The following is a 22457-nucleotide window of genomic DNA, read 5'->3' as shown; positions in this document are numbered from 1 at the left end:
GCGATTATATAATCTTCACTTATAACTCTTAGCACGTTCGAGCATGCGGGAGCCCGACCTCTTCTGGGCCTCTTCTTTTCCAACCAAACGGTCATAGTAATGGATGACCATACAGGAACTCTCGCAGGAACCGCACGAAATACACTTGTTGGGGTCTACGCGCATTCCGCCGGCGATGGTGATCGCCTTCTTGTGGCAGCTCTTGGCACATATTCCGCAGGAGGTGCACATCATGGCCCTGACCACGGCCTTTACTGTTTTTTCAAAGAGATATTCAGCATTCTTCTGTGTCGTGGCTGTGACAGAAACCTGGCCGCCGCCGAATACCTTCGCCGTACCCTTCTGGGCCCTTACTACGGCGATTTCGAACTCCGGCGAGTACTTCACATCGCCCACTGTCCTCAGGGCGTCCGCCACATAAGAGAAATCGCGGTTCCTGGGAAGCATCACCACAGCTTCGGCTGAAAAACCTCCTGCCTCGCATACCGAAGCGCCTTTTAGCATCTTCATCGATATGCCTGACGTCGACCCGGGTTTCAGGCGGAGGTTCAGCTGGTCTGCCAGAAGTACCATCTTCGGGGGAAGGGATTTCCATCTCCAGAATCCCATGTCCACATACTCGGGGGGAAGTCCGCGTTCTTTCGCGTACTTGTGAAGAAAGTCCTCCCATTCATCATACATGTCGGGATGTATCCTGCCTGTGTTCCTCCACTCGCTGGAAAGACACGATGCACATAGATAGCATCCTATTCTCTCGAAATCTTTGGCGTACAGAGGGTTGAACTTCAGACCCTCGCCCCATATGTGGCACCATACCTCTGCCGAACGCCATGAGCGTATAGGATTGATGTTCGTCTGGTTTGGCACGAACGGATTCTTTGTGATGAGCGTTGTACGTGAACGGGAGAATGACTCCAGGGCCCTGTTCCCCTCTACCGTCAAGGTTCCCCCTGGAAAATCCTTCTCGATCAATTCCGTTATCGGACCGAGCTTGCACACCTTGCAGCACCATCTGAAGTCCTTAGCGGGAGGACCGAAGGAATCGACATTGTCCTTGAAAGCGCTCCCCGCTTCCGCGATGCGGAGGTCGTAACCTCCTTCCGATGCGAACTCTTCGACGTAAGTAACGGTCTCTGGAAACTCGAGTCCCGTATTTATGAAAAGCAAGATAGGTTTCTTTTTCAGCGCCTTCTCGGTAAGAGAGCATACGACCAGGGAATCCTTACCGCCGGAGAACGAAACGGTTACCGGAAGTTTGTTGCCTTTGATCGATTCTCTGATTTCAGAAACAGCGACGGAAGTGAGTCCCTTCATATGGGCCGAATTGGCCTCTATGAATTCCCTGATGTCTGAATCGGGCGATCTGGGTCTTTCGAAGTCGGGATTCAGGTCGCGGATCTTTACTGCCTTTTCTGCATATTCGATCTCATCGCTTGTGACTAAGGCTATGCCGGGCCCCACCTTGCTGCCCTTCCTTACTATGACCGTATCTCCTTCGGAAAAATTTCCAAGTACCTCGTTTACATTGGACCCGGGAATGTTCTTGCCCTTGAGATGACCCGATAATCCCGCAAATGTTATCACATTCTCGGTCGCGACGTCCACGAAAAAGTCCGCACCGGGCTGCCTTAGTTCCAATACCAGTCTGTTCAGCCGCATGTCGAACCTTACTATGCCCAGCACCGCGCCGTGTGCGATGATTTCATCGGTCCTGTCCTCACCGGGCACCTTGTTCAGGAAGATCGCTTTGCCGTCCAGCGGCTCAGATGTTCCCAATGTCTCTTTGAAGAGGTTTATGATCATATCTCTTGATTCGCCAAAACACGGGCGTATGTCTCCCGGACTGTTGATCTCGAACTCGCGTCCCGCAGAGCCGCAACGGGAGCATGCGTCTCCCAATAGCAATGTCCCGCAGCTGTCGCACCAACGGCGGACCTCTTTTCCGTTAGCAACGTTTTTTGTAGGCTCCCTCTGACCGCCGTACGCTGGAGCCGCCCCCCTGTTGAACTGTCCTCCGGGGCCTTTGCGGAAACGTTCATTGTCGTTCACAGGCTTACCTTCTCCTTCGCGGCGTTTATCGGTAGCACTGTATTTCCCTCTGTGCCTAAAGCGGACTTCATCTTTATAAACAATAATACGAATGCGCCGAATATGGCAGATATATACGGAGCGACCAACATAACTCCCGGATTCGGTGGAACGAGGTTCAGCCGCCATGAGATCAGAGACATCCTGATCTCTGTGCTTGTACTGTCCCTTGCGTTCACACTGGTGATGATGTCGGGAATATGGGACGAAGGCGATACTGCCCTCGCCTTTGCAGGTTACTTCGTGCTTTGCCTGATACTCGTGACGGTAAGCTTCATCCCGCATGAGCTGGGACACAAATTCCTGGCCCAGAAGTACGGGGCATGGTCCGAATACAGGATGTCGGTTTCGGGACTTATGTTCTCTGTGGCCATATCATTCCTCGGATTCCTGATAGCCGCGCCGGGCGCAGTATACATAAACGGCCGCATAAGCGAAAGCGAGAACGGGAAGATCAGCGCGGCAGGGCCGATCGTCAACATAGTCATCGGAGCGGTCGCGATAGTCTGCTGTCACTTTACGACAGGGTTCGCATTCGAACTTTTCAGCATGATAGCATACCTTAACGCGATACTCGCCGTGTTCAACATGATACCGTTCCCTCCCCTGGACGGCTCTAAGATAGTAAAATGGAGCCCTGCCGTGTGGGTCGCCATGATGGCCGCCGGTGCGGCAGAGGTTGCCCTCGTATTCCTGATCTTTTAAAAAAGGGATCGCGGGGTTTTCCCGCTGGGTTTCACTGGCACTCTTTGCACGGATATCTCAGACCGCTCAGGGGGTCGCCTTCGTAATCAAAGGTCTTTCCGGGATTTAGGATGTTATGGGGGTCCATAGCTCTCTTGATCTCCCTGTACGTCTTGATGTTGGAGCCTCTCTCCTTGATGAAATCAAGCGCTTTTGCGATGCCTATCCCGTGCTCTCCGGAGACCGTGCCTCCGAGCTCTATGCACTTTTCGAATATTTCGGTGACAGCGGCGATCCCGCGCTCCCATTCGTCCCTGACATAGGGGTCGAGCATCATCTTGGTGTGCAGGTTGCCGTCGGAAGCGTGGCCGTACGTTGCGATCGTCACTTTGTACTTGTCGGCTATCTGCGAGAAGGCCTCTACAGCCTCCGGTACTTTGGATACCGGTACGCCCATGTCGTCGGCCAGCGATACCGATACATATCCGGGCTTAAGGACGGAAAGTGACGTCATCACCGATTTTCTGGCGTCTGTCCATCTCGCGATCTCGGTCTTGTCCTTCGAGGGCAATACGATGGCCGCGTTGTTCGCCTTTGCGACATCGGCGACTATCTTGAGGTCGCGGTCGACCACCTCGTCGGTCTCCCCGTCCACTTCTACGATTATGAGCGAGTTGCAGTCGGGCAACGGGTTGCCGCGCGCCTTGTTGACCGCGAAAACAGCGAGCGAATCCATCAGCTCGCAGGATGCGGGTATGAGCGGTTTGGCGATGAGGTCCGTTATGCACTTTCCTGCGGATGCGACATCGTCGAACGCACATATGCACGAAGCGGACTTCTTCGGCTTGGTGGTCAGCTTGAGAGTTACCTCGGTTATCACACCTAGCTGACCTTCGGAACCGCAGAGGAGACGTGCCAGCTGGTAGCCTGATGAGTCCTTGATGGTCCTTGTTCCGGCGCGTACTATTTCGCCGTCCGCCTTTACGAACGTTAGACCCAGCACGAAATCCCTTGTCGCCCCGTATTTTACGGCCCTCATTCCCGATGCGTTGTTGGCGACCATGCCGCCTATGGTGCACGCCTCGGCGGAACCGGGGGTCGGCGGGAAGAAGAAACCGTACTTCGAGAGCTCTTTATTAAGATCGTCGTAGACAGCTCCTGCCTCGACATCGACCCACAGGTCTGCCACGCTGACGTTCTTTATTTTGTCCATCTTCTGCATAGCCAAAACGATTCCGCCTTTCAGAGGGACCGCCGAACCGCAGAGGCCTGTGCCTCCGCCCCTCGGAGTAACAGGTATCTTCTCCTCGTTGGCGATCTTCATTATCTCGGAGACTTGCTCGGTCGTCCTGGGCTGTATTACCACATCGGGAGTGTGGTGATAGATCGAAGCATCGAATCCATAGATGTAAAGGACGGCTGAATCTGTGGAGTAACCATCCTTACCTACAACTTTCTCGATCTTGTCTAATATTCTTCGGTCCATTTGTGCACCGAAGACCATATCTTCGCTCCTGACTTATAAAATGTGCGCGAGCCGAGCAAAAAACGATTTATCCGAGGAGATGTTGCACGGGGCATGAAATCAAAGATTGTTCTGTTGGGCCCCCCGGGATCCGGAAAAGGTACACAGGGAGAGAAGCTCGGCTCGGAGCTCGGATACACAAGGCTGTCGACCGGAGACATGCTCCGCGAGGCCGTAAGGAACGGCACGCCCCTCGGTATCAAGGCCAAGGGATTCATGGACAGCGGCGGATTGGTCCCCAACGACCTCATCATCGGGCTCATGAAAGAAAAGATCTCCGAGGTCGAGGGAGGCGTCATATTCGACGGCTTCCCCAGGACCGTAGAGCAGGCCGACGCCCTCGGAAAGGAGATCGATATCGACCTGGCCATCAACCTGGATGTCGAAGATGAGGAGCTGGTCACGAGGCTGACCGACAGGCGCAGCTGCCCCAAGTGCAACGCCGTATATCACCTGGCATCCAATCCTCCCAGAAAGGAGGGCGTCTGCGACAAGTGCGGCTCGGCGCTCTACCAGAGGGACGACGACAAAGCGACGACGGTACAGAACAGACTGAAGGTCTACCGCGACAACACATTCCCGCTCATCGCCTACTACAAAGATAAGGGAAAACTCGTTACGATCATGGGCGAAGGTCCCATAGACGAGATATTCGCCAAAGTCAAAAAGGCCGTCCAGTAAAACTTTTTGAGGGGCGGCCGCCCCACTTTTGATCTTCCAGTCTACGAAAACTATTAAAATATAACAGCATTGGGGGAAAACGATAGCCTCGTAGTGTAGTGGTCAATCATGCGGGATTCTGGATCCTGCGACCGCAGTTCGAATCTGCGCGAGGCTACCACTTACCATCTGGCTCGTCTTCTTTTTCTATCGTTTCACTGTACTTTTTTTCCATATTTTTCACTCTTTTTCCCCATATTTTCTGCCTTAAAACGGTGATTTCGCCATTGCCGCCGACATCTCGTCGGTGTCGGTCCCGATGTATTTGAGGGTCATGGCCGTTGATTCGTGTCCCATGATTCTTGCCAAGGTTACAATGTCGACCTTTGCGACATAGTACATCGTACGGCCGAACGTGCTCCTAAGTGTGTGATTCGAGAAATGAAACCCGAGGGTCTCCCTAAGAGGGACGATGACCCTCCTGTCCCAACCGTCGCCAGCAGGCGCGAACGACCCGATGCGGCCGCCCATCTGGTTTGTGATGAACAGATTATCGGGGCCTATGGTCGTCGGCCGCCTCTTCTTCGCCGCGGCGATGATGCCGCGACGGTATTCCTGATACTCCGAAAGGAGCCTGTATGTGTCCTTATGAAAAGGTACGGGCCTCCACTTGCCTCCGCCACGACCCTTCCCCAGGACCTGGATATACCCGTTGTAGATCCAATCCTTCTGAAGATCCATGCACTCGCCTCTCCTGAGGCCCATGCACAGCATGAGGTGCACGGCGAGCTTCTGCAAAGGATCCCCCTGATAGTTGAGCAGCTGCTCTGCCTGCTCGAACTCCAGCCAATCCACGTTCGGGCGGTCGTCGTTCGGCCACCTTATCCGCATCCTGGCGATGGCGTTGTTGTCATAGAAGCGCATAATCTGATTCAATGCGAAGATATATCCACGCTGGGTGTGGAACGAGAAACGGCGGCGCGGGAACTCCTCGTACATAAGCCATCTGATATCCTTTTCCATAATCTCATAAGAAAGAGCTGTGCGCTCGCCGGCGGAAAGGATCCCCATTACGGCGTGCTGAGTCTCGTAGTAGAGGTTGATGGTCCGAAAGACGCAAGGCGGCAGGCCCTACAACATATCGTTCAAATACGATTCGCAGACGGCGGCAGGGGAATACGGGGAAGCCTTTGAAGCGCAAATCAAGCTCTCCGACTTCATAGATTTAGATACCGGAAGGCCAATAATGGAGAGTGGGTAGGATGACGATGCTTGATTGGGGATTGCTTGCTTCGGGCTTAATCGGTTCGATCATAGGTGGTGGCTGTACACTGATAGCTACATAGTATACACAAAGGGATGCCTGGAAGATGGAAAGGAAAAGGCGCGAAGGGGATTCGGCGGCAGAGATTAAGAAACGTAAACTGGATGAAGATGAAGCTCTGAAAAAACAGAAAGAGTTGGACGAGATCAAACTCAAAAATCTGTTGATGGAATATCTATTCTTCATCGAAAAATACAATATGAATAATGCTCCGAACAAACTCCAACTCCACCAAAAGGAGCTGGAGTACAGACTGCGTATAGAAAACCTGATGAAAACCCAGGATCTCGGAGAGGATCTAAAAAAATGCATCGGAGATGCACTAAAGACCGGAGGATCCAGAGCCAACAGTAACTTATTTGGATTGGATTCAGATGTATTTTTTGAACGCGCTACTCAAGCGATATGGCCCAATCGACTGATCTGGAATTATATAGGTTTTGACCCCATAGACGAAACAACCAAAAAGAACGAGGAGCCTGCACAGGACGGCAGCGAAGCAGGTCAAGAATCGTCTCCTGAGGATGGAGATGGAGTAGGGTGAAAATGAGCCAGAATATTAACAATGGAAGCAACTGTCCGGAATTTCCGGATAGTTCGAAAAGGACGGAAAAGGACAGAAAGGATATGATCGCCCGGGCTCCGCCCGCACCCTACGGAAGGATCCTAATGTACAACTCGGAGGACGGTAGTATCCACGTGGAGGCCGTGTTCTCCGAAGACGATATATGGCTCTCCCAATCTGGCATGGCGGAGCTCTACCAGGTCAATGTGAGGACGGTGAACGAACACGTTGGCAACATCCTCAGGGACGGCGAGCTGGACGATGCCGTCGTCAGAACGGCTATAGTCCCGCGCATGGAAGGGGAGAGGATCATAAACAGGCAGGTCACATACTATAGCCTGCGGATGATCCTCGCCGTAGGCTACAGGGTCAGGAACCATATAGGGGCGCATTTCAGGAACTGGGCCAGCTCCGTCCTGTCGGAATATATGCAGAAGGGTTTCGCCCTGGACGAACGGCGGCTTAAGAATCCCAAGGACTTCGGCACAGACTACTTCGACGAGCTCCTGGAGAGAATCCGTGACATACGGTCGTCCGAGAAAAGGCTATACAAGAAAGTCCTGGACATATACGCCCTGAGCGCGGATTACGACCCATCGGCGGAGACCTCCAGAGAATTCTTCGCCACAGTGCAGAACAAGCTGCACTATGCAGCATCCGGTAAGACGGCGGCAGAGCTAAGATATGAGCGCATCGACGGCGGGACAGAGCATTGTGGCCTCACCGCGTGGGAGGGGAATGCACCCCGGAAGAAAGACCTGGATGTGGCCAAAAACTTCATGACCGAAGAGGAGCTCAAGAACCTGAACGGAGCCGTCAGCGCATTCCTGGAGTTCGCCGAGATGAGGGCGAGGAACCGCATACCGACCTATATGTCAGATTGGGTGAAAATCCTCGACGACCTTATGCAGATGGGCGGCAGGAAGGTTCTGACTGGGAAGGGATCAGTCAGCAAGGAGATGGCCGATTCCAAAGCCGATGAGGAATACACCAAATACTCCAAGAGAATGCTCGCCGCCGCATCGAAGGGGGAGAAGGATTACATGGAATTCCTTGAGACGAGAACTTATAGAATGACGGCTGCCGAGAAGGACGATGTGGACGGCTCCGATGCACCTTCGAAAGAGGGGCATACGGTAAGGTGAAATTGTGTCTCTGATTGAATATATACCAGCTATAGTTTCAGCCATAGCCACAATAGTAGCCACGATAGTCTCATGGATTCTTAGTGCACGAACCACCGAGCAGTCAATGATTGAAAAACATAATCTTGACAAAAAGAGAGACCTCGTTAAAATCACCTTGCCTCTGGAGATAGAGGCATATGCGAAAGCCGATGCTGCGCATGCAGCATACATTGTGGACTGCATAGACCTCGTACATTCCATAAACTTTAATGGATCTGACGAAATAAGGAAAAAATTAGCTGCGTCCGGAGAAAAAGCCAGTGTGACTAGAGGGAACCCCTTCATACTGCTTGATGAAAAATGCCTCGAGGAACTTGAGAAAATAGATAAGCACTGTTCGAATGCATTTTTAAAAAAAATAGACTGTTTAAACAATCGATCACCAGGCCTTTGGGATTCTGAAATAAACTCTGCAAGGAAAGCTCTTATTTCATATAGGGAACAAGTAAAGGAAATTTTCCGAAATATAACAAAATCTATTGACATAAATGGCGTCTCTGATCATGTGCCTGAGGGTGAGACGCCTGCGAAAGAAGAAAAATCTGAGCCTGAGGTGAAATCATGACTCCTCAGCAGACAAAATTGGCAAGTTTCTCAAAAGGATTCATGATGGCTTATGCCGGAAAAGTCATGTCTTCTCCTGTAGCTGCAATAACTGAACAGATTGCAAACTCATGGGATGCCGCTGCCAGGAATATTAATATAACCTGGCCGGAAAAACTCGGAGAAAAAATTGAGATCTCTGACAATGGCCATGGCATGACTTATGATGAATTCATGGATATCTGGCCGACTGCGAGTTACAGTCGTTCCGCCAACCAGGGCGACGAAGTAATCCTGGATGATGGAACGAAAAGGAAAACATATGGTAGAAACGGCATTGGAAGATTCGGCATGTTCTACTTCTCTGATACATATGAAGTAGAAACTTGGAAGGACGGCCTCTGTAGCAAATTCGAGGTCAAGATCACCGGCAGCAAAGACAGCCCTTATTCGATAACCCCCATTGACTCTTATGACAAAGACGGCCACGGAACCACTATCGGATGCAATTGGGACAACACATCTTCTGCATTGGTCTTGGCAGAAAACGTCAGCAACATCATAAAGTCTAGATTCATGAAAACACATGGCTTCACTGTCTCAATCAACGGGAAGGAGATTGCATTCAACGATTTCAAATCGGTCTCGGACGAGGAGTTCACGCTCTCGAATGGAGAGACGATAATTGTCCGAAGATGCAAGATCGAGCACAGGAGTCAGAAGAGCGGTATAATCTGGCGCGTCAAAGGGCGCCCAATCGGAGACATATCCTGGAAGGGCCTGAAATATCGTTTCGATGAACGAAAGGATATGGTCAGAGATTATTTTCTGGTCGTGGAGGCCGATCCTATGGAAACGCATACGGAACCGGATTGGAGCGCCTTCAAAACCGACGAAGCATCCAAGAAGGTGATGGATGAAATCCTGAGTTTCGTGGAGATATCCATTAAAGATATCGTCCTACACATAAAGTCGAACAGGAAAGCCAAAGCCGTCAAGGAGAATCTGAAGGCGATAAAGGGCATGAGCTCAATAAACCAGGAAAATCTAGGAGTAGCTATGCAGGAGATACTCGACCGTTGCCCCACCATGAGCGGTAATGATCTGGTCAACGTCGTCAGCGTACTGGTTACTATGGAAGGTTCTAAGAACAAATATTCCCTGATGGAAATAATGTCTAATGCAGACTCTTACAGCGTGGATCAATTGACGGATATCATGTCCAAATGGTCCATACAGGAGATGAAGGTCGTCTTTAACGAATTGGAGTGGCGCATCGATACCGTTAGGAAACTAAGATCTCTGATAAACTCATTAGATACTCTCGAAGTTGCCCATTTACAACCCATCTTCGAAAGAAGTCTTTGGATTTTCGGTCCTGAGTATGATACTTGCAGCTTCACATCCAACGAGGCGATATCTACCGTCTTCATGAATATGATCGGTAAGAAAATCAAAGCAAAAGAATACTCCAAGAGACCTGATTTCGTGGTCACACCCGATTCTTCCCTGGGCTTCTACTCTGCGGACAGATATGATTACAATTATTCCGGAGGAGAGTCCAGAGGCTACTCCAGAATTCTGATATTGGAACTCAAGAAGGGTGGTTCGAAAATATCCTCAAAGGAACTCAATCAAGCCACGGATTATGCGAGGATTTTGATTAAAAGTCATCATATTTTAGGAGATCCAGAATATTTTTGCTACATTCTGGGATCTGAAGTCGAAGAAGGTCTGATCGAACCACTAAAACAAGGCAAAGTAGTAGCATTCTGTATCCCATATGACGTCATCCTAAATACGGCAGAAGCCAGACTCCTGGGGCTGATTGGCAAGATGAAGGCCGCGAACGAAGGGATCGATGCCGGAGACAAGGACATATCCCGCATCATAAATGAAACCCCTACACTGGACATCGACACGAATGCAATCGGGTCCTCGAACGACTCCGGAACACTAGCAAATTCAGAAGATGAAGAAGGCATACTATAGAGCTCCATGTGAAGAGTCTCGCACCCATGTCGAGCAGCACCAACCAATACTATCAGAAGATTACATGGTCCGGGTTCGAGAGCAGCCATATCCTGACGATAGTGGTAGAGACGACCGACGGAGGGCTGGGACCAACAACGAATAGTAAGTAGATACGCATGGCCCCAGGAGGATACCACAGCGTGAGCATCATGTGCTGAATCGAGAATGAACATGATGGCAGGCAACAATGATGTCTGGAGAGACCGCACCAGAGGATGGAGACCATGATGTAGCCGGCACATAGAGGATCACGCTGCCGTGCTGCGCCGACGACTTCCACGTAGTGAACTTATGCGGCTGCTCCCGGTGGCCCTTGTTCCAGATGAACTGCCGGATCCTCGGCATATCCTTGAACCACAGGTAGTTGAGGTTGCCGGGGTTCTTCGGATCGTCGATGAAGTTCCTGATCTTGGGTACCAGATTCATCATGGTGGGCGAGGCGAACCAGACACTAAGGTTGAATTTATTGCAGGAATAATCAAAAATCGGAGTGGACGTAACAAATACGATTACTGAATCTCACAGACCTCAGAATGCAGGGCCATAAGTTCCCATGCGACGATTATGCTCATGAGGGTCAGAAAATCAACAGCGATCACATACACAAAATTGATGAGCATAATCGACATAAAAACGGAAATCAGCCCAGCAAAACATGTCGGACCAGATTGTAATCTCGTCCCCCATCATGTCATCGATGGAGATCGCCGCAGATGCGAGGGGCCTCATCTCGGCAAACGATAGGCCGGGGTTGCTGTCGTGCCACGGGTTGTAGGTGGGTTCGCCAGGATTGGCCGCCAGGAGAACATCAACAAGAGAGCACCTAATATGACGAAGGGTATCGCGTTCGGAAGATGAGATCGTGCAGAACTCTCTTCATAGAAGATCTCCCAATGCGGGTTCGGTGGGATTGTGAACTTTAGGTTGCAGGACTTGGAGCATAGCCGCTCGAGTGCGTCGGCACCTATGTCGACAGTCTCGGACATATATGTGACCTCAATCTTCGTCACACAGAGGCCTCCACGACAGAAATTGCAAAGTTCCCGGGGCCCCCTCCATTGCGGCGGCGATATAAACAGGCGAGAGGCGCCTGGTCGCATTGGTCGAGCAGTGGGCAGCCGAGGCAGCGGCTCGCGGATGCAAGCTCGTAAGTTGCGGCGCATTTGACGCCGGGCTTAAGCGGACAAGACAGCATCAGACCGCCTCTTGCTCATTGAGCTCGACGAACCTTGTGTGTATTTCTTCGCGCCGTCGGGGCCAAAAATCGGGCCCTCCATGTCATTAGGCACGAAATCAGAATGTGCCAGATAATTGTAATCTGCGGTAAATCTGTGCGAGGCTACCACTTTCACTATGAATCCTGTTTTTTCTAAAATGCTGCCGATCACGCTCGAAGATTGATAAGCGTCCGTCATCGCTTAATATTCGCCCAAATCCGCTATATCGATATATCTGGCATCCAAATATCCGGCAAGCTTTCTCGCATCGTCCTTTCTTCTCACATCATAGACCTTGCCAGAGTTTATCACCGTCCATTCGATGTTCGGGTCCTTGATCACGGCCGCTATACGCTTAAGTTCCCCTTCGGCGTCCGCACACGGGAAGGCCGGGAGGGTTGCGCATCCGTCCGTTATCAGAATGATATAGCATTTTTCGCCGGGATGTTTCCTGAGGTAGTTCGCCGCGTAGTCCTTTGACACCATAAGCGCTCTTGCCAGAGGGGTCGATCCGCCGACCGGGGCCTGAGCCAGAGTGTCACATATCAGCTCTACGGAACGCGTGAAGGGGACGACGACCTCCGCCGTCCTCTCTCTGAATGTCACCAGAGCGACCCTGTCCCTCTTGACATAGCTCTCCATGAGCATCGATCTTATCGCGTTCTGAACGATCCCCATCATCCCTCCGTCTACAAGTGACCCGCTGACATCCACGGCGAAGATGAACGAACATGATTTGCGCCGGGCCCTGATCTTCTCCCGTATATCCTGGGACTCGATCTTTATGCTGAGGCCGTTCGGTTCCCTGACCGATTGATAAGGTGCCGCGGCGCGTACGGTTGCATCGAAGGCCGGATCGGCGGTCTTTCCCCGAGGCATCTTGAATCCTCTGTATCTTCCCGAGTTTCTCTTCGATATCGGCACCCTATTGATCCCGACCCCCGCAATCTCGTGCAGACGGAACGTTTCAAACTCCTCTATTTCGTCAAGGGCGCCCTTGGCCTTTTCATATATCACGTCATAACGTGTTTTAGCGACCTCAGGAGATTCCGACAGGCAGGAATCGTCGATTTCTTCCGGCTGGACCTGTATTTCGGGTTCTTCTTCGGGTATTGACAGAAATTCGGATTCTTCATCCCTGCGTTCTTCCGCTTTTTCTGTATCTTTTTCGACGATCCTTAAGGCCTCTATGTCTTCTTCCTCCGCCTTCAAGACGGGGGGCCTCCTGTGCGGCAGGCATAGTACCAGGGCATCGCTGATGTCCTCATCGGAAACATAAGTCCTGCCGTCAAGCGCGGCCAATATCCTGGAGACCTTCGCGGCAGATATGTCCGCACGGTGCCCGCGTACGTTGAGGTCCCTGCAGATCTTCACGATTGTCACCACGTCGTCCTTTTCCAAAATGACCGAAGATAATTTCTGCCTGGCACCTTGTATTGCATCGAATAATTCCGTATCGCTTCCACGATAGTCTTCCGAATAGGCGGCCATGTCTTTCCTGTGCTCGATATCTGTGTTTACAATTGCTGCCCTTTTCCGAAAATCCATTTCTGGAATGATGTTCACGCACATGTCGAACCTGTCGGATACGCTGTCGGGAAGCTCCCTCTCCACCGGGTCCATTGATGCAATGACCGATGTTTCAAGTGGATACTCTGCAGAAATGCCTTCCCTTTCCAAGATTACCGTTCGGGACTCGATACACTCCATAAGGGAGTCCAGCGTTCTGCCGTCCATCAGATTTACATTATCGATGTACGCCATGTTCCCGTCGGCACGGCTTAGGATACCCCCGAGTACCGTTGCACGGCCTTCTGTCACAGCCCTCTCGATGTCTAGTCCTCCGAAAAGCTGGTCGTCGGATGTGTTCTGAGGGATGTTGATGATCTCCTTGTTCGGCAGAACATCCGCAAAAGCACGTACAAGGACGCTCTTGCCTGTGCCGGAAGGTCCTTTGATCAGGACCCCTTTTATGCTGTCGTCCACAGCTGCGCACATGAGCGCCTTCTTAGCAAGGTCCATTCCGCGGACCGCGGAGAACGGAAGAGACGTCAGTACATTCTGATGCATTCTTTCAGTTCCTCTCTGTCGAGTCCGCTTTTCTCGAAGGGCTTTTTCTTTATACGGTGGGCCAGAACCATAGGGGCGACCGTCCTGAAATCATCCCTGTCTATCGAATCCTTGCCCTCGAAGGCCGCATTTGCCCTGGCCGCCCTAACCATCGTTATGTCCGCCCTGTGACCTTCCATCTTGAAGTATATCGCTATGTTGGAAGCCACCTCTACCATATTCTGGCTGACCTCTACGTCCTTGAACCTGTCCCTCGCGACCGAAATTCTTTCGCGCAACGTTTCGGTCTCGGCACGGAACTTCTCTATGAACCCGTCAGGGTCCGAATCGTACTCCAGCCTCCTCATCACCACTTCGGCTCTGGAGCTGACATACTTGTCTCCGACTATGTCGACGCACAGACCGAACCTGTCCAAAAGCTGGGGCCTGAGTTCCCCCTCCTCTGGATTCATTGATCCTATGAGCGTGAATTTAGAAGGATGGGAGAACGATACCCCTTCCCTCTCCACATAATTGACGCCCATGGCGGCGGAATCCAGGAGGAGGTCCACGATGTGGTCCTCTAGAAGATTGACCTCATCTACGTAGAGTATGTTGCGGTTGGCCTGTGCCAGCACCCCGGGCTCAAATCTCTTCTTGCCCGTTTGTAGGACGTGCTCGAGATCCAGCGTCCCTGCTATTCGGTCCTCTGTTGCACTAAGCGGTAGCTCTACCACCCTGACCGGCCCCTTGTCGGTCTCCTGCCTGACGCCTGCCTCCCGTGCGCTCATGCATTCGGAGCATAGCGTCTCCGGGTGGGAGGGATCGCAACGGAACCTGCAACCTTTGACGTACTCTATATCGGGCAGTACATGTGCCAGCGACCTGACGGCCGTAGATTTTGCTGTACCTTTCTCTCCCCTGATCAGTACTCCGCCGACACCCGGGTCGACGATATTTAGGACCAAAGCCCTCTTCATCTCATCCTGATCCACTATAGCTGTGAAGGGGAACGAACGTTTTTTCGAGATCATTGTAACGAAAAGCCAACGGAGTCTAATTATTAATTCCATTCCTAAGCGTATAATGACGGGCCCGAACATACTTCCATGATTCACAAGATTTATTCTGCGGCCCTTGAAACAGCTGTCTTTCCTCTGAGGCGAAGACGCAGGTGCGAAGTAAGAGACAGTATCGGTGGCTCTATCAAAGGGCCAACGATCAAAATAAGCAATATAAGCGGATTGTTAGGAAATATCGCAACGGCGATGGCCAGAGAAAGAGGGGAATTCCTGGCCATGGTCGTGAATATGAGCGACGTGGTGTCATCGAAACCGAAATGCAGCCCCTTCGAAATGAATACAGAAATCGCATAATTTACGGCAAAGAAGATCAGCATCGGAATTATCATCATTAACAATACCGACATATTTTCCGCAAGAACTCCGCTCTCCGATGCGAACATCGCGACAATGGCCAGACAAAGAAATGCCAGTTGGATGTCATCGCTTTTGGATTCGAATGCTTTCTTTGTCGAGTTGGCGGCCTTGTTCTTCGAGGCAAAATATTTCAATGCAATAGAGAAGACGATGGGGAGGGCCAGTATCGGAATCAGACTTGTCAGCATCGAGGATGGTTCGAAGGAGATCCGTTCGCCTATGAAAAGAAAAAGGTAGACCGGAAGGAGCAATATCTGCAAAACCAGGTTAAGAGGCAATATGGAGCTGCTCAAGGGGACGTTGCCTTTTGACATTGCGGTGAACACCAGATACCAGTCGGTACAGGGGGTGACCAGCAACATGAGGATCCCGATCTGGATATCGATGGAGTCTGTGAAGAATATAAGGCCCAGGACAACAGCGAAAATGGGAGTCCAAATAAAATTTATTATGAGGGCCGAAGAGGTGAATTTGATGTTTAAGAGAGATTCTTTCAACCTTTTGATGTCTACGGATAGAAAAACAAAGAAAAGCATTGCGATAAGGAACGGCTGTATCAAAACGGACGACCAGGCTCCGAAGCCTGTGTAGATTCCCAGTGCCACCCCTATGAGAGCGGACACGATGATAATGATCGGTTGAATCCGCTCCCCGTATTTCACTCGCCTTGCAGTGTAATAACCGTTTAAATATCTGCATATAGTCTCTGATATTAGAGATAAAAAACATCTTTAAGGACCTTGCAGTCATTTTTCTCATTCGGAAATGTAATCTGTTTTTAATGTGCCAGATTTAAGAAGAAGATGCGACCCATTGCGGTATACTGTAGAATCCCGGGGCCGACGGGAGTTCCGAGAGGCTTTCCTCTAAACCGTTTGTACCCCTTGCGGGCATGCTCAGGACGGGCCTATGCAGACAGTGCCACAGAACATAAAAGCAATTTCGAATTCGCCTAAATATCCCGCAGACAGCATGCCTTCGGTGTCGAGCCAGAGCTCCCTCGATGACACATCTCCATCCATGCAACTACACCGCTAACTACGTATTTTTACCTTCTATGGAAGGCTTGGCTTTTCAGATGATGCGCCCGTGCGTCAGACAAATTATATTATAGGGGACGGGTTACAGAGTGGAAGAGGGTTAATGTGATAGACAGGGACACGGTATTGAGGAACCTGGAAGGGTACGATCTGGACCAAGCAAAGGTCGGGGTGCTCGCTTCCCATTCTGCACTGGACACATGCGACGGCGCGGTTTCAGAGGGTTTCAAGACCGTGGCGGTGTGCCAGAACGGCAGAGAGAGAACATTTAAAAATTATTTCAAAGCACAGAGAGACCAATGCGGCAACGCAATAAGAGGCGTCGTTGACGATACGATCGTGCTTGGAAAATTCGCCGACGTGCTGAGACCGGATGTACAGCAGGACCTGATGAAAAGGAACACACTTTTCGTCCCCAACCGATCGCTCGTCGCCTACTGCGGCATAGATGCAATAGAAGACAAATTTGAAGTCCCGATGGTCGGAAGCCGCAATCTGCTGAGATCCGAGGAAAGAGGGGACGAAAGAGATTATTACTGGATTCTGGAGCAGGCCGGACTCCCCTTCCCCAAAAAGGTCGAAAAACCTGAAGATATCGACGGTTTGACGATAGTCAAAGTTCACCACAAAGTGAAGAAGCTCGAAAGAGGGTTCTTCACTGTCAAAGATTACGACCAGTTCTTAAAGAAGTCCGAAGAGCTCATACACCAGGGAGTAATAGAGGCGGATTTCCTGTCGCAGGCAAGGATGGAGCAGTACATCATCGGACCCGTTTTCAACCTGGATTTCTTCTACTCGCCGCTTGAGGAGAGAGATGAGAAAATAGAGCTTCTCGGGGTCGACTGGCGCTTTGAAAGCTCCCTGGACGGATACGCTAGGCTTCCGGGTAAACAGCAGGTCGAACTTGAAGAGATGGGCATCATACCGGAATATACGGTGTGCGGCCACAACTCGGCCACCCTCAGGGAGTCGTTGCTCGACAACGCCTTCGAACTTGCCGAGAAGTACGTTAAAGCCACACAGAAATTCTACAAACCCGGGGTCATCGGGCCGTTCTGCCTGCAGACGTGTGTCGACAAAGACCTCAACTTCTTCATATACGATGTCGCCCCGCGTATCGGTGGCGGAACGAACGTCCATATGTCCGTCGGACACCCATACGGGAATACCCTGTGGAGGAAAGAAATGAGCACCGGAAGGAGGCTCTCTATGGAAATCAGGCGCGCCATAGAACAGGAGCGCATCGAAGAAATAATCACGTGAGGCTTTCAAATGAACAGCAAAAAGACCATACTGGCTATCGTTTTGGTAGCACTGATCGCCGTGCCGGTCCTGTCCCTATATGAATCAGAGGATGTCGACGCCGCCCCTATAGGCAACTGCCTCATGATCGATACCCCCAGCATCTCTGCGGGAGGATTTGACACCAGGACGGCAGGATATGTCGATGTCACAATAAAGAACAACACTGCCGCACAAGCGACCGTATTGGTCTATATCACATACGAAAACGGCACATCCAAGCTTGCCCAAAAGATCATAACGGTCGATGCGGGGAGCTCTACTAAGGTCACGCTCAATTTCACCATCGATTCCCCAGGCACCAAGAACCTAACGGTTTGGGGCGAATCCGACGATGCGGAGTTCCTCACGGACAGCAGCGACAACGAGCTGAACTATGCAAACTTCACGATCAACGTCGATGAATCGATATGGTCCGGCTGGACGACGTACATTGCGATAATCGCCATTGTCGCGCTTATCGCCCTGGCAGTCTTCCTGAAGTACCGCAACGCACCCAAGGTCGAGAAGTCCATAACTTTCACGGAGCTTGATGAGCAGAAAAGAGGCAAGGCGTCTCAGAAGACCGTTGCGGCCAAGGTCCCGACCACCGAGAAGAAGCAGTACCAGAGCAAGCGCAAGCAATGAGCTCGAGGTTTATAGATCTCGGAACGGTCCCTCCCGAATACGGCGCTGCCGCCGACGCGGTAGTGTTCAGAGAGGTTTCGGAGGGACGTTCCCCGTCCACGTTGCACATTTACTCCCGCAACGGAACGACTGTATCTCTGGGAAGATTCAGGGACCTCGATAAAGACGTCAGACTTGACGAGTTGGAACGCTTGGGCATTCGCGCCGTAAGAAGGATCAGCGGCGGAAGCACGATACTTACCGGCCCTTCGCAGATCATATACTCGATAACCATGGAGGATTGTTTCCGAAGTAAGAAAGACTCCTATTCCGAGATATGCGGATGCGTGGCGTCGGCGTTGCGCTCTATGGGACTGGATGCAGAATATAAGGAACCGAACGACGTCCTCTCAGGAGGGATGAAGATCTCCGGAGGGGCGCAGTACCGTGCAAGAGGATTTCTTATACAGCACGGCACCGTCATCGTAGAGCCGGAACCTCTGATCGACAAAGTACTGAGGCCTCAGAAGGAACGGAACTATTCCGGAACCGTATCTATCTCCGAGCGTTTGGGCCGCCCTGTGCCCAGAAAGACCGTGACCGGTGCTCTGAGGACGGCTTTCCGCGATAGACTCGGCCTGGACCTGATCGAAGGACAGCTTACAGACGAAGAACGCAGATTCATCGCCGATAACGCCTTCGGATTCAAAGTCTGAGCTTGGGGTCCTTAAGATCTATCAAAGCGACCTGGCGGGGATCCATGAAGAATCCTGCTTTCTTGTGCAGAAGTATCGACGGGGCATTTTCCGACTGGATTGTGCTGTGCGCTATCTCCGCGCCCTGGACGATGCCTTCCTTCAGACATGCTATCAGCATCCTGTACGCTATCTCGTTGCGCCTGAAATACGGATGAACGCCCATATTCTCGATCCATACGAGATTTTCTGCGTCCGCTATGTGGTGCAGCATCTGCGCAAAGAGAAATCCGATGACCTCGTCATCCTCCACGGCGACGAAGCTCAGCCCGCTTTCCAGATACGCTCTGAAGTGCTTCCTGCTGCTGGCTCCGAGATTCTCCTTCCACTCTTCCGGGAGGTCTTCCCATTTGTTCTCGATAGTATCCTTGAAGTACTCCCTGATGCAGGAGATCTCCAGCTTGCGGACCCCTTCCAGGTCCTTCAACTTCAACTTTCTTATCTCCATCACATCTCCTCCGGTGCGCCCATCCCGAGACAATCCAGGACGTTTCTAAGTACTATCTTCGAGCATTCCACAAGAGTGATCCTTGCATTCGCGCATTCGCCCGACGACAGAACCGGTACCGCTGCATAGAACTGATTGAAGGCCGAGGCGACCTCGTGTCCATATGCCGGGAGCACATGAATCCGTTTCTGATTGCCTGCCTCCTCGATGATCGAACTGAACTTCGAAAGGACCTTGACAAGTTTGATCTCATACTCGTCCGTAAGTTTCGAAGCGTCGATATCGCGTTCGAAGTCTCCTGCCTTGCGGAGCATGCTGCACGCTCTCGCATGTACGTATTGAAGGTATGGTCCGCTGTTTCCGTCAAAATTCAGCGCCTCGTTCCACGTGAAGACGAACTGCTTCTCGGGCTGCACCCGGACAACGTTATATCTTATGGCCCCGACGCCGATGACACGTGCGATTTCGCGCATCTTCTCTTCATCCATGTCGTCGCGTCTGCTCTTGATCTCTTGGTATGCACGATCGACGGCCTCATCGATAAGGTCGTCCAGATAGACGACGACACCTTTCCTGGTGGACATCTTGCCCTCGGGAAGAGAGACGAAAGCGTAGAACATGGGTTCGGGCTCCATGACACATCCCAGTATCCTGAGCGCGTATGTCAGCTGCTGGGAACCCAGCTTCTGGTCTTCCCCGAGGACGTCGATAACACGATCGGACCTGGAGAATTTACTCATGTGGTACGCTATATCCCTCGTCGTGTACAGAGTGGTGCCGTCGGATCTTGTGAATGTGAACTTCGTGTTCTTGCCGTTTATGCCGAATTCGGCCAGGTCGACATACCAGGAGCCGTCTTCGGTCTGCCCGGCATAGTCTGTCCTCTTCAGTCTGGAGACTACGCCGGCCGCAGAACCGTTGGCTATGAAGTCGGATTCCCACGTATATCTGTCTAGGGCGACATTTATGCCTGCCAGAGATTGGTTCAGGCCTTCCAGCATTATTTTTGCGGTGTGCCTTACGGACCCGATCACCTCCTGGTCGCCCGCCTCGAACTTCCTGAGCATTTCCGATATCTGTTCGGCGACGGCGGGGTCTTCCTCCATAAGCTTGTTCGCTTTGCGGTAATATGCGACAAGCTTGTGGTCGGTCTTGTCCCTTTCCTCTTCCTCGACGGAACCTTTCGGAATATTCTCTACGCCCCATGTCAGGATAACGACCTGCTTTCCCACGTCGTTCACGTAGTATTCGGTTGTGACCTCGTTGCCGCACATCTTGAGGCATCTGGCCAACGTATCGCCTATTATGGGGTTCCTGGCACGCCCGACGTGGATGGGTCCTGTGGGGTTCGTTGACGTGTGCTCTACGTTCACCCTCACCCCTGTCGGCGGGCGGCTTCCGTAATTGTCGCCTTTCGAAAGTATCTCGTTCAAGGTTTCTGTGACGAGGACGTTTTGATCGACAATGAAGTTGACATATCCGTTGATTGCAGAGACCGCCTTGATGGTCCCGGACGGCTCTATTAGGCCCGCCAGTTTTTCTGCTATGTCCTTGGGGGACCTCTTCATGCTCTTGGCCATGGTGAAGCATGGTACCGCCAGGTCGGAGTCTCCGATCGACGGCACCTCGATTATGAACTCGGCTTCTGAACCGGACTCGGCCAGGGCCTTTTTCACCGCATTGTTAACCTCGTTCCTGAAATCGTCTGCTATGCTCATTTTCCCACACCTTTATGATAGTCTGTATCTGAGGATCGCCGCTATTCCTCCGAACGCCTTGACGAGCATGTCGCCCTCCTCCGATTCGGGAGAAATTATCTGAAGGCTCGTTCCGAAGCCTTCCGCTATTTCGAAGAACTCGTCCACGAGATCGTTATCTTCGGTGACCTGTGCGGACTGACCGCATTCCTTGCACAGGTGCCTGCCCTCGGAATTGTCGACGACCTCTTTGGTCACATGCCCCAACTGGCATTCTAGAGTTATGTGCCTCTTGTTCAGCGCCTCTGATATCAGCAACGTGTCCACGGCGCCCGCCTCCGTGGCCGCCCTGACGTCCTGGTATCCGTATGCTGAAAGGCCGCCATCGGGCTTCCTGATCTCGTCCAGCAACCTCTGGACATACTTTTTCTCTTCGGTGAGCTTGATCCCTTCCATCGTGTCCTTGGCTATTTCGACCAGTTCCCTGATGCCCGACTCGTCCGTGTTTCCGGTGTCGAACAGAGGGGAGACGATTTTTTTCCTTAGTTCATGCTGCAGATATTCCTCTTTGACGAAGAAATCCTTGGTGGCCCCGGGACCTCCCACTATTATTCCCTTGAGTTCCGGCTTGTCGAGGAACGCCTCGGTACAGTAGTCCGCGACCTTTTTGTAGAACTCGTGGGCGGCGATCTCGATTAGACGCTCGAAACGGACGGACGACTGTCCGCCCTGATGGTGTTTGCTGGGAACAAGGGAATCGAAATGCTTCAGTATCGATATCCTGGAACCGCTGACTATGCCTATCGTGGCCTCTCTTCGGTCTATGGTTATCAGCCCGTAGGACGTATTGTCTATGAGCATGGCCTCCAGGGTCTCGGTGTAGAACGAAGAGTCGCACCTGTAAAGGAAGGACGTGATGGGCTCGGGCGGCACCACAGTGTACTGGACCATCTTGGTCTGGTCTCCCGCTCTGGGGACTTCTCCGCAGAATATCACGAGGCCGTTGGGCGGGGGCGATTTGTAGGTTTTCAGACGCGAAGCGATAGAATCGATCGCGCTTGTTACGTTCTTCATGGTGGTCTTCGATTTTATGTTCGAAGCCTGGGACTGTTCCTCTCTGAGGTAAGCCATTACATCCGATATCTGTTTGGACTCCGGTACGTACACTGAGATAAGCTCTGTTCCTCGGCCTCGATACTGCATTATTTCCTGCATTGCCTTCTTAAAATCGTACCTAGCTCTGTCCAACGTACTCGAATCACCCATTGTACGCACCTAATATTTTTATGTCAGG

At 51.7% G+C, this 22457-nt stretch carries 20 protein-coding genes and 1 tRNA gene; 10 read left to right on the top strand and 11 right to left on the bottom strand.

Annotation, left to right across the window (positions count from 1 at the left end; translation table 11 throughout):
* Nucleotides 1-15 precede the first annotated feature (15 nt).
* Complete coding sequence (locus tag VB016_00925; GenBank protein MEA4977108.1) at nt 16-2049, bottom strand: phosphoadenosine phosphosulfate reductase family protein; 2034 nt, start codon at nt 2047-2049, stop codon at nt 16-18.
* 102 nt (nt 2050-2151) lie between these two features.
* Here VB016_00925 and VB016_00920 point away from each other — a divergent pair, with 102 nt between their 5' ends.
* On the top strand, nt 2152-2793 hold the full coding sequence (locus VB016_00920) for a site-2 protease family protein (GenBank protein ID MEA4977107.1): 642 nt from the start codon (nt 2152-2154) through the stop codon (nt 2791-2793).
* A gap of 31 nt (nt 2794-2824) precedes the next feature.
* On the opposite strand, the gene VB016_00915 is transcribed toward VB016_00920, so the two are convergent.
* Nucleotides 2825-4258, bottom strand: a complete 1434-nt coding sequence (locus VB016_00915) for an FAD-binding oxidoreductase (protein MEA4977106.1) — start codon at nt 4256-4258, stop codon at nt 2825-2827.
* A gap of 93 nt (nt 4259-4351) precedes the next feature.
* On the opposite strand from VB016_00915, the gene VB016_00910 reads away from it, so the two are divergent.
* Nucleotides 4352-4978, top strand: coding sequence for an adenylate kinase (locus VB016_00910; GenBank protein ID MEA4977105.1), 627 nt, complete (start codon nt 4352-4354; stop codon nt 4976-4978).
* An 84-nt stretch (nt 4979-5062) separates the two neighbouring features.
* Nucleotides 5063-5138 (top strand) — tRNA-Gln (locus VB016_00905).
* Between the two features lie 86 nt (nt 5139-5224).
* On the opposite strand, the gene VB016_00900 is transcribed toward VB016_00905, so the two are convergent.
* Nucleotides 5225-6028: a site-specific integrase gene (locus tag VB016_00900; GenBank protein MEA4977104.1), complete on the bottom strand. Its 804-nt coding sequence runs from the start codon at nt 6026-6028 to the stop codon at nt 5225-5227.
* A 299-nt stretch (nt 6029-6327) separates the two neighbouring features.
* On the opposite strand from VB016_00900, the gene VB016_00895 reads away from it, so the two are divergent.
* Genes VB016_00895 through VB016_00880 form a run of 4 tightly spaced genes read left to right on the top strand, consistent with a single transcriptional unit; the run spans nt 6328 to nt 10568 of the window.
* On the top strand, nt 6328-6825 hold the full coding sequence (locus VB016_00895; protein MEA4977103.1) for a hypothetical protein: 498 nt from the start codon (nt 6328-6330) through the stop codon (nt 6823-6825).
* A gap of 2 nt (nt 6826-6827) precedes the next feature.
* Complete coding sequence (locus tag VB016_00890; GenBank protein ID MEA4977102.1) at nt 6828-7991, top strand: virulence RhuM family protein; 1164 nt, start codon at nt 6828-6830, stop codon at nt 7989-7991.
* A 4-nt stretch (nt 7992-7995) separates the two neighbouring features.
* Nucleotides 7996-8598: a hypothetical protein gene (locus tag VB016_00885; GenBank protein MEA4977101.1), complete on the top strand. Its 603-nt coding sequence runs from the start codon at nt 7996-7998 to the stop codon at nt 8596-8598.
* On the top strand, nt 8595-10568 hold the full coding sequence (locus tag VB016_00880) for an ATP-binding protein (GenBank protein ID MEA4977100.1): 1974 nt from the start codon (nt 8595-8597) through the stop codon (nt 10566-10568). The genes VB016_00885 and VB016_00880 overlap by 4 nt, the downstream gene beginning before the upstream one ends.
* Before the next feature lie 189 nt (nt 10569-10757).
* Here the strand turns inward: VB016_00880 and VB016_00875 are convergent, their stop codons facing one another.
* The 5 genes from VB016_00875 to VB016_00855 all read right to left on the bottom strand — a co-directional run bounded on the left by VB016_00875 (nt 10758) and on the right by VB016_00855 (nt 16337).
* A complete protein-coding gene (locus VB016_00875; GenBank protein ID MEA4977099.1) occupies nt 10758-11039 on the bottom strand; it encodes a hypothetical protein in 282 nt (93 codons plus the stop codon).
* Nucleotides 11040-12028: 989 nt separating this feature from the next.
* A complete protein-coding gene (locus tag VB016_00870) occupies nt 12029-13897 on the bottom strand; it encodes an AAA family ATPase (GenBank protein ID MEA4977098.1) in 1869 nt (622 codons plus the stop codon).
* The gene (locus VB016_00865) at nt 13879-14910 is read right to left on the bottom strand and encodes an AAA family ATPase (GenBank protein ID MEA4977097.1); all 1032 of its coding nucleotides are present in this window, start codon (nt 14908-14910) and stop codon (nt 13879-13881) included. The genes VB016_00870 and VB016_00865 overlap by 19 nt, the downstream gene beginning before the upstream one ends.
* An 89-nt stretch (nt 14911-14999) precedes the next feature.
* A complete protein-coding gene (locus VB016_00860; GenBank protein ID MEA4977096.1) occupies nt 15000-15977 on the bottom strand; it encodes an arsenic resistance protein in 978 nt (325 codons plus the stop codon).
* A gap of 234 nt (nt 15978-16211) precedes the next feature.
* Entirely contained in the window at nt 16212-16337 is a 126-nt protein-coding gene (locus VB016_00855) for a hypothetical protein (GenBank protein ID MEA4977095.1), read from the bottom strand.
* A 123-nt stretch (nt 16338-16460) separates the two neighbouring features.
* Here VB016_00855 and VB016_00850 point away from each other — a divergent pair, with 123 nt between their 5' ends.
* Genes VB016_00850 through VB016_00840 form a run of 3 tightly spaced genes read left to right on the top strand, consistent with a single transcriptional unit; the run spans nt 16461 to nt 18979 of the window.
* Complete coding sequence (locus VB016_00850; protein ID MEA4977094.1) at nt 16461-17618, top strand: formate--phosphoribosylaminoimidazolecarboxamide ligase family protein; 1158 nt, start codon at nt 16461-16463, stop codon at nt 17616-17618.
* Between the two features lie 9 nt (nt 17619-17627).
* The gene (locus VB016_00845) at nt 17628-18284 is read left to right on the top strand and encodes a hypothetical protein (GenBank protein ID MEA4977093.1); all 657 of its coding nucleotides are present in this window, start codon (nt 17628-17630) and stop codon (nt 18282-18284) included.
* On the top strand, nt 18281-18979 hold the full coding sequence (locus tag VB016_00840; GenBank protein ID MEA4977092.1) for a biotin/lipoate A/B protein ligase family protein: 699 nt from the start codon (nt 18281-18283) through the stop codon (nt 18977-18979). Before VB016_00845 ends, VB016_00840 begins: the two co-directional genes overlap by 4 nt.
* On the opposite strand, the gene VB016_00835 is transcribed toward VB016_00840, so the two are convergent.
* The 3 genes from VB016_00835 to prf1 are packed head-to-tail and all read right to left on the bottom strand — an operon-like array spanning nt 18969 to nt 22429.
* Nucleotides 18969-19466, bottom strand: coding sequence for a GNAT family N-acetyltransferase (locus VB016_00835; protein MEA4977091.1), 498 nt, complete (start codon nt 19464-19466; stop codon nt 18969-18971). The two genes, VB016_00840 and VB016_00835, sit on opposite strands and share 11 nt — an antisense overlap.
* Entirely contained in the window at nt 19466-21184 is a 1719-nt protein-coding gene (gene argS / locus VB016_00830; GenBank protein MEA4977090.1) for an arginine--tRNA ligase, read from the bottom strand. The genes VB016_00835 and argS overlap by 1 nt, the downstream gene beginning before the upstream one ends.
* Before the next feature lie 12 nt (nt 21185-21196).
* On the bottom strand, nt 21197-22429 hold the full coding sequence (prf1, locus tag VB016_00825) for a peptide chain release factor aRF-1 (protein ID MEA4977089.1): 1233 nt from the start codon (nt 22427-22429) through the stop codon (nt 21197-21199).
* Nucleotides 22430-22457 lie beyond the last annotated feature (28 nt).

The organism is Methanomassiliicoccaceae archaeon (genome assembly GCA_034928305.1).
In the GTDB taxonomy this organism is placed as follows: Archaea; Thermoplasmatota; Thermoplasmata; order Methanomassiliicoccales; family Methanomethylophilaceae; genus VadinCA11.
Note: the sequence above shows the minus strand (reverse complement) of the source record. Positions and strands in the feature narration are given on the sequence as shown.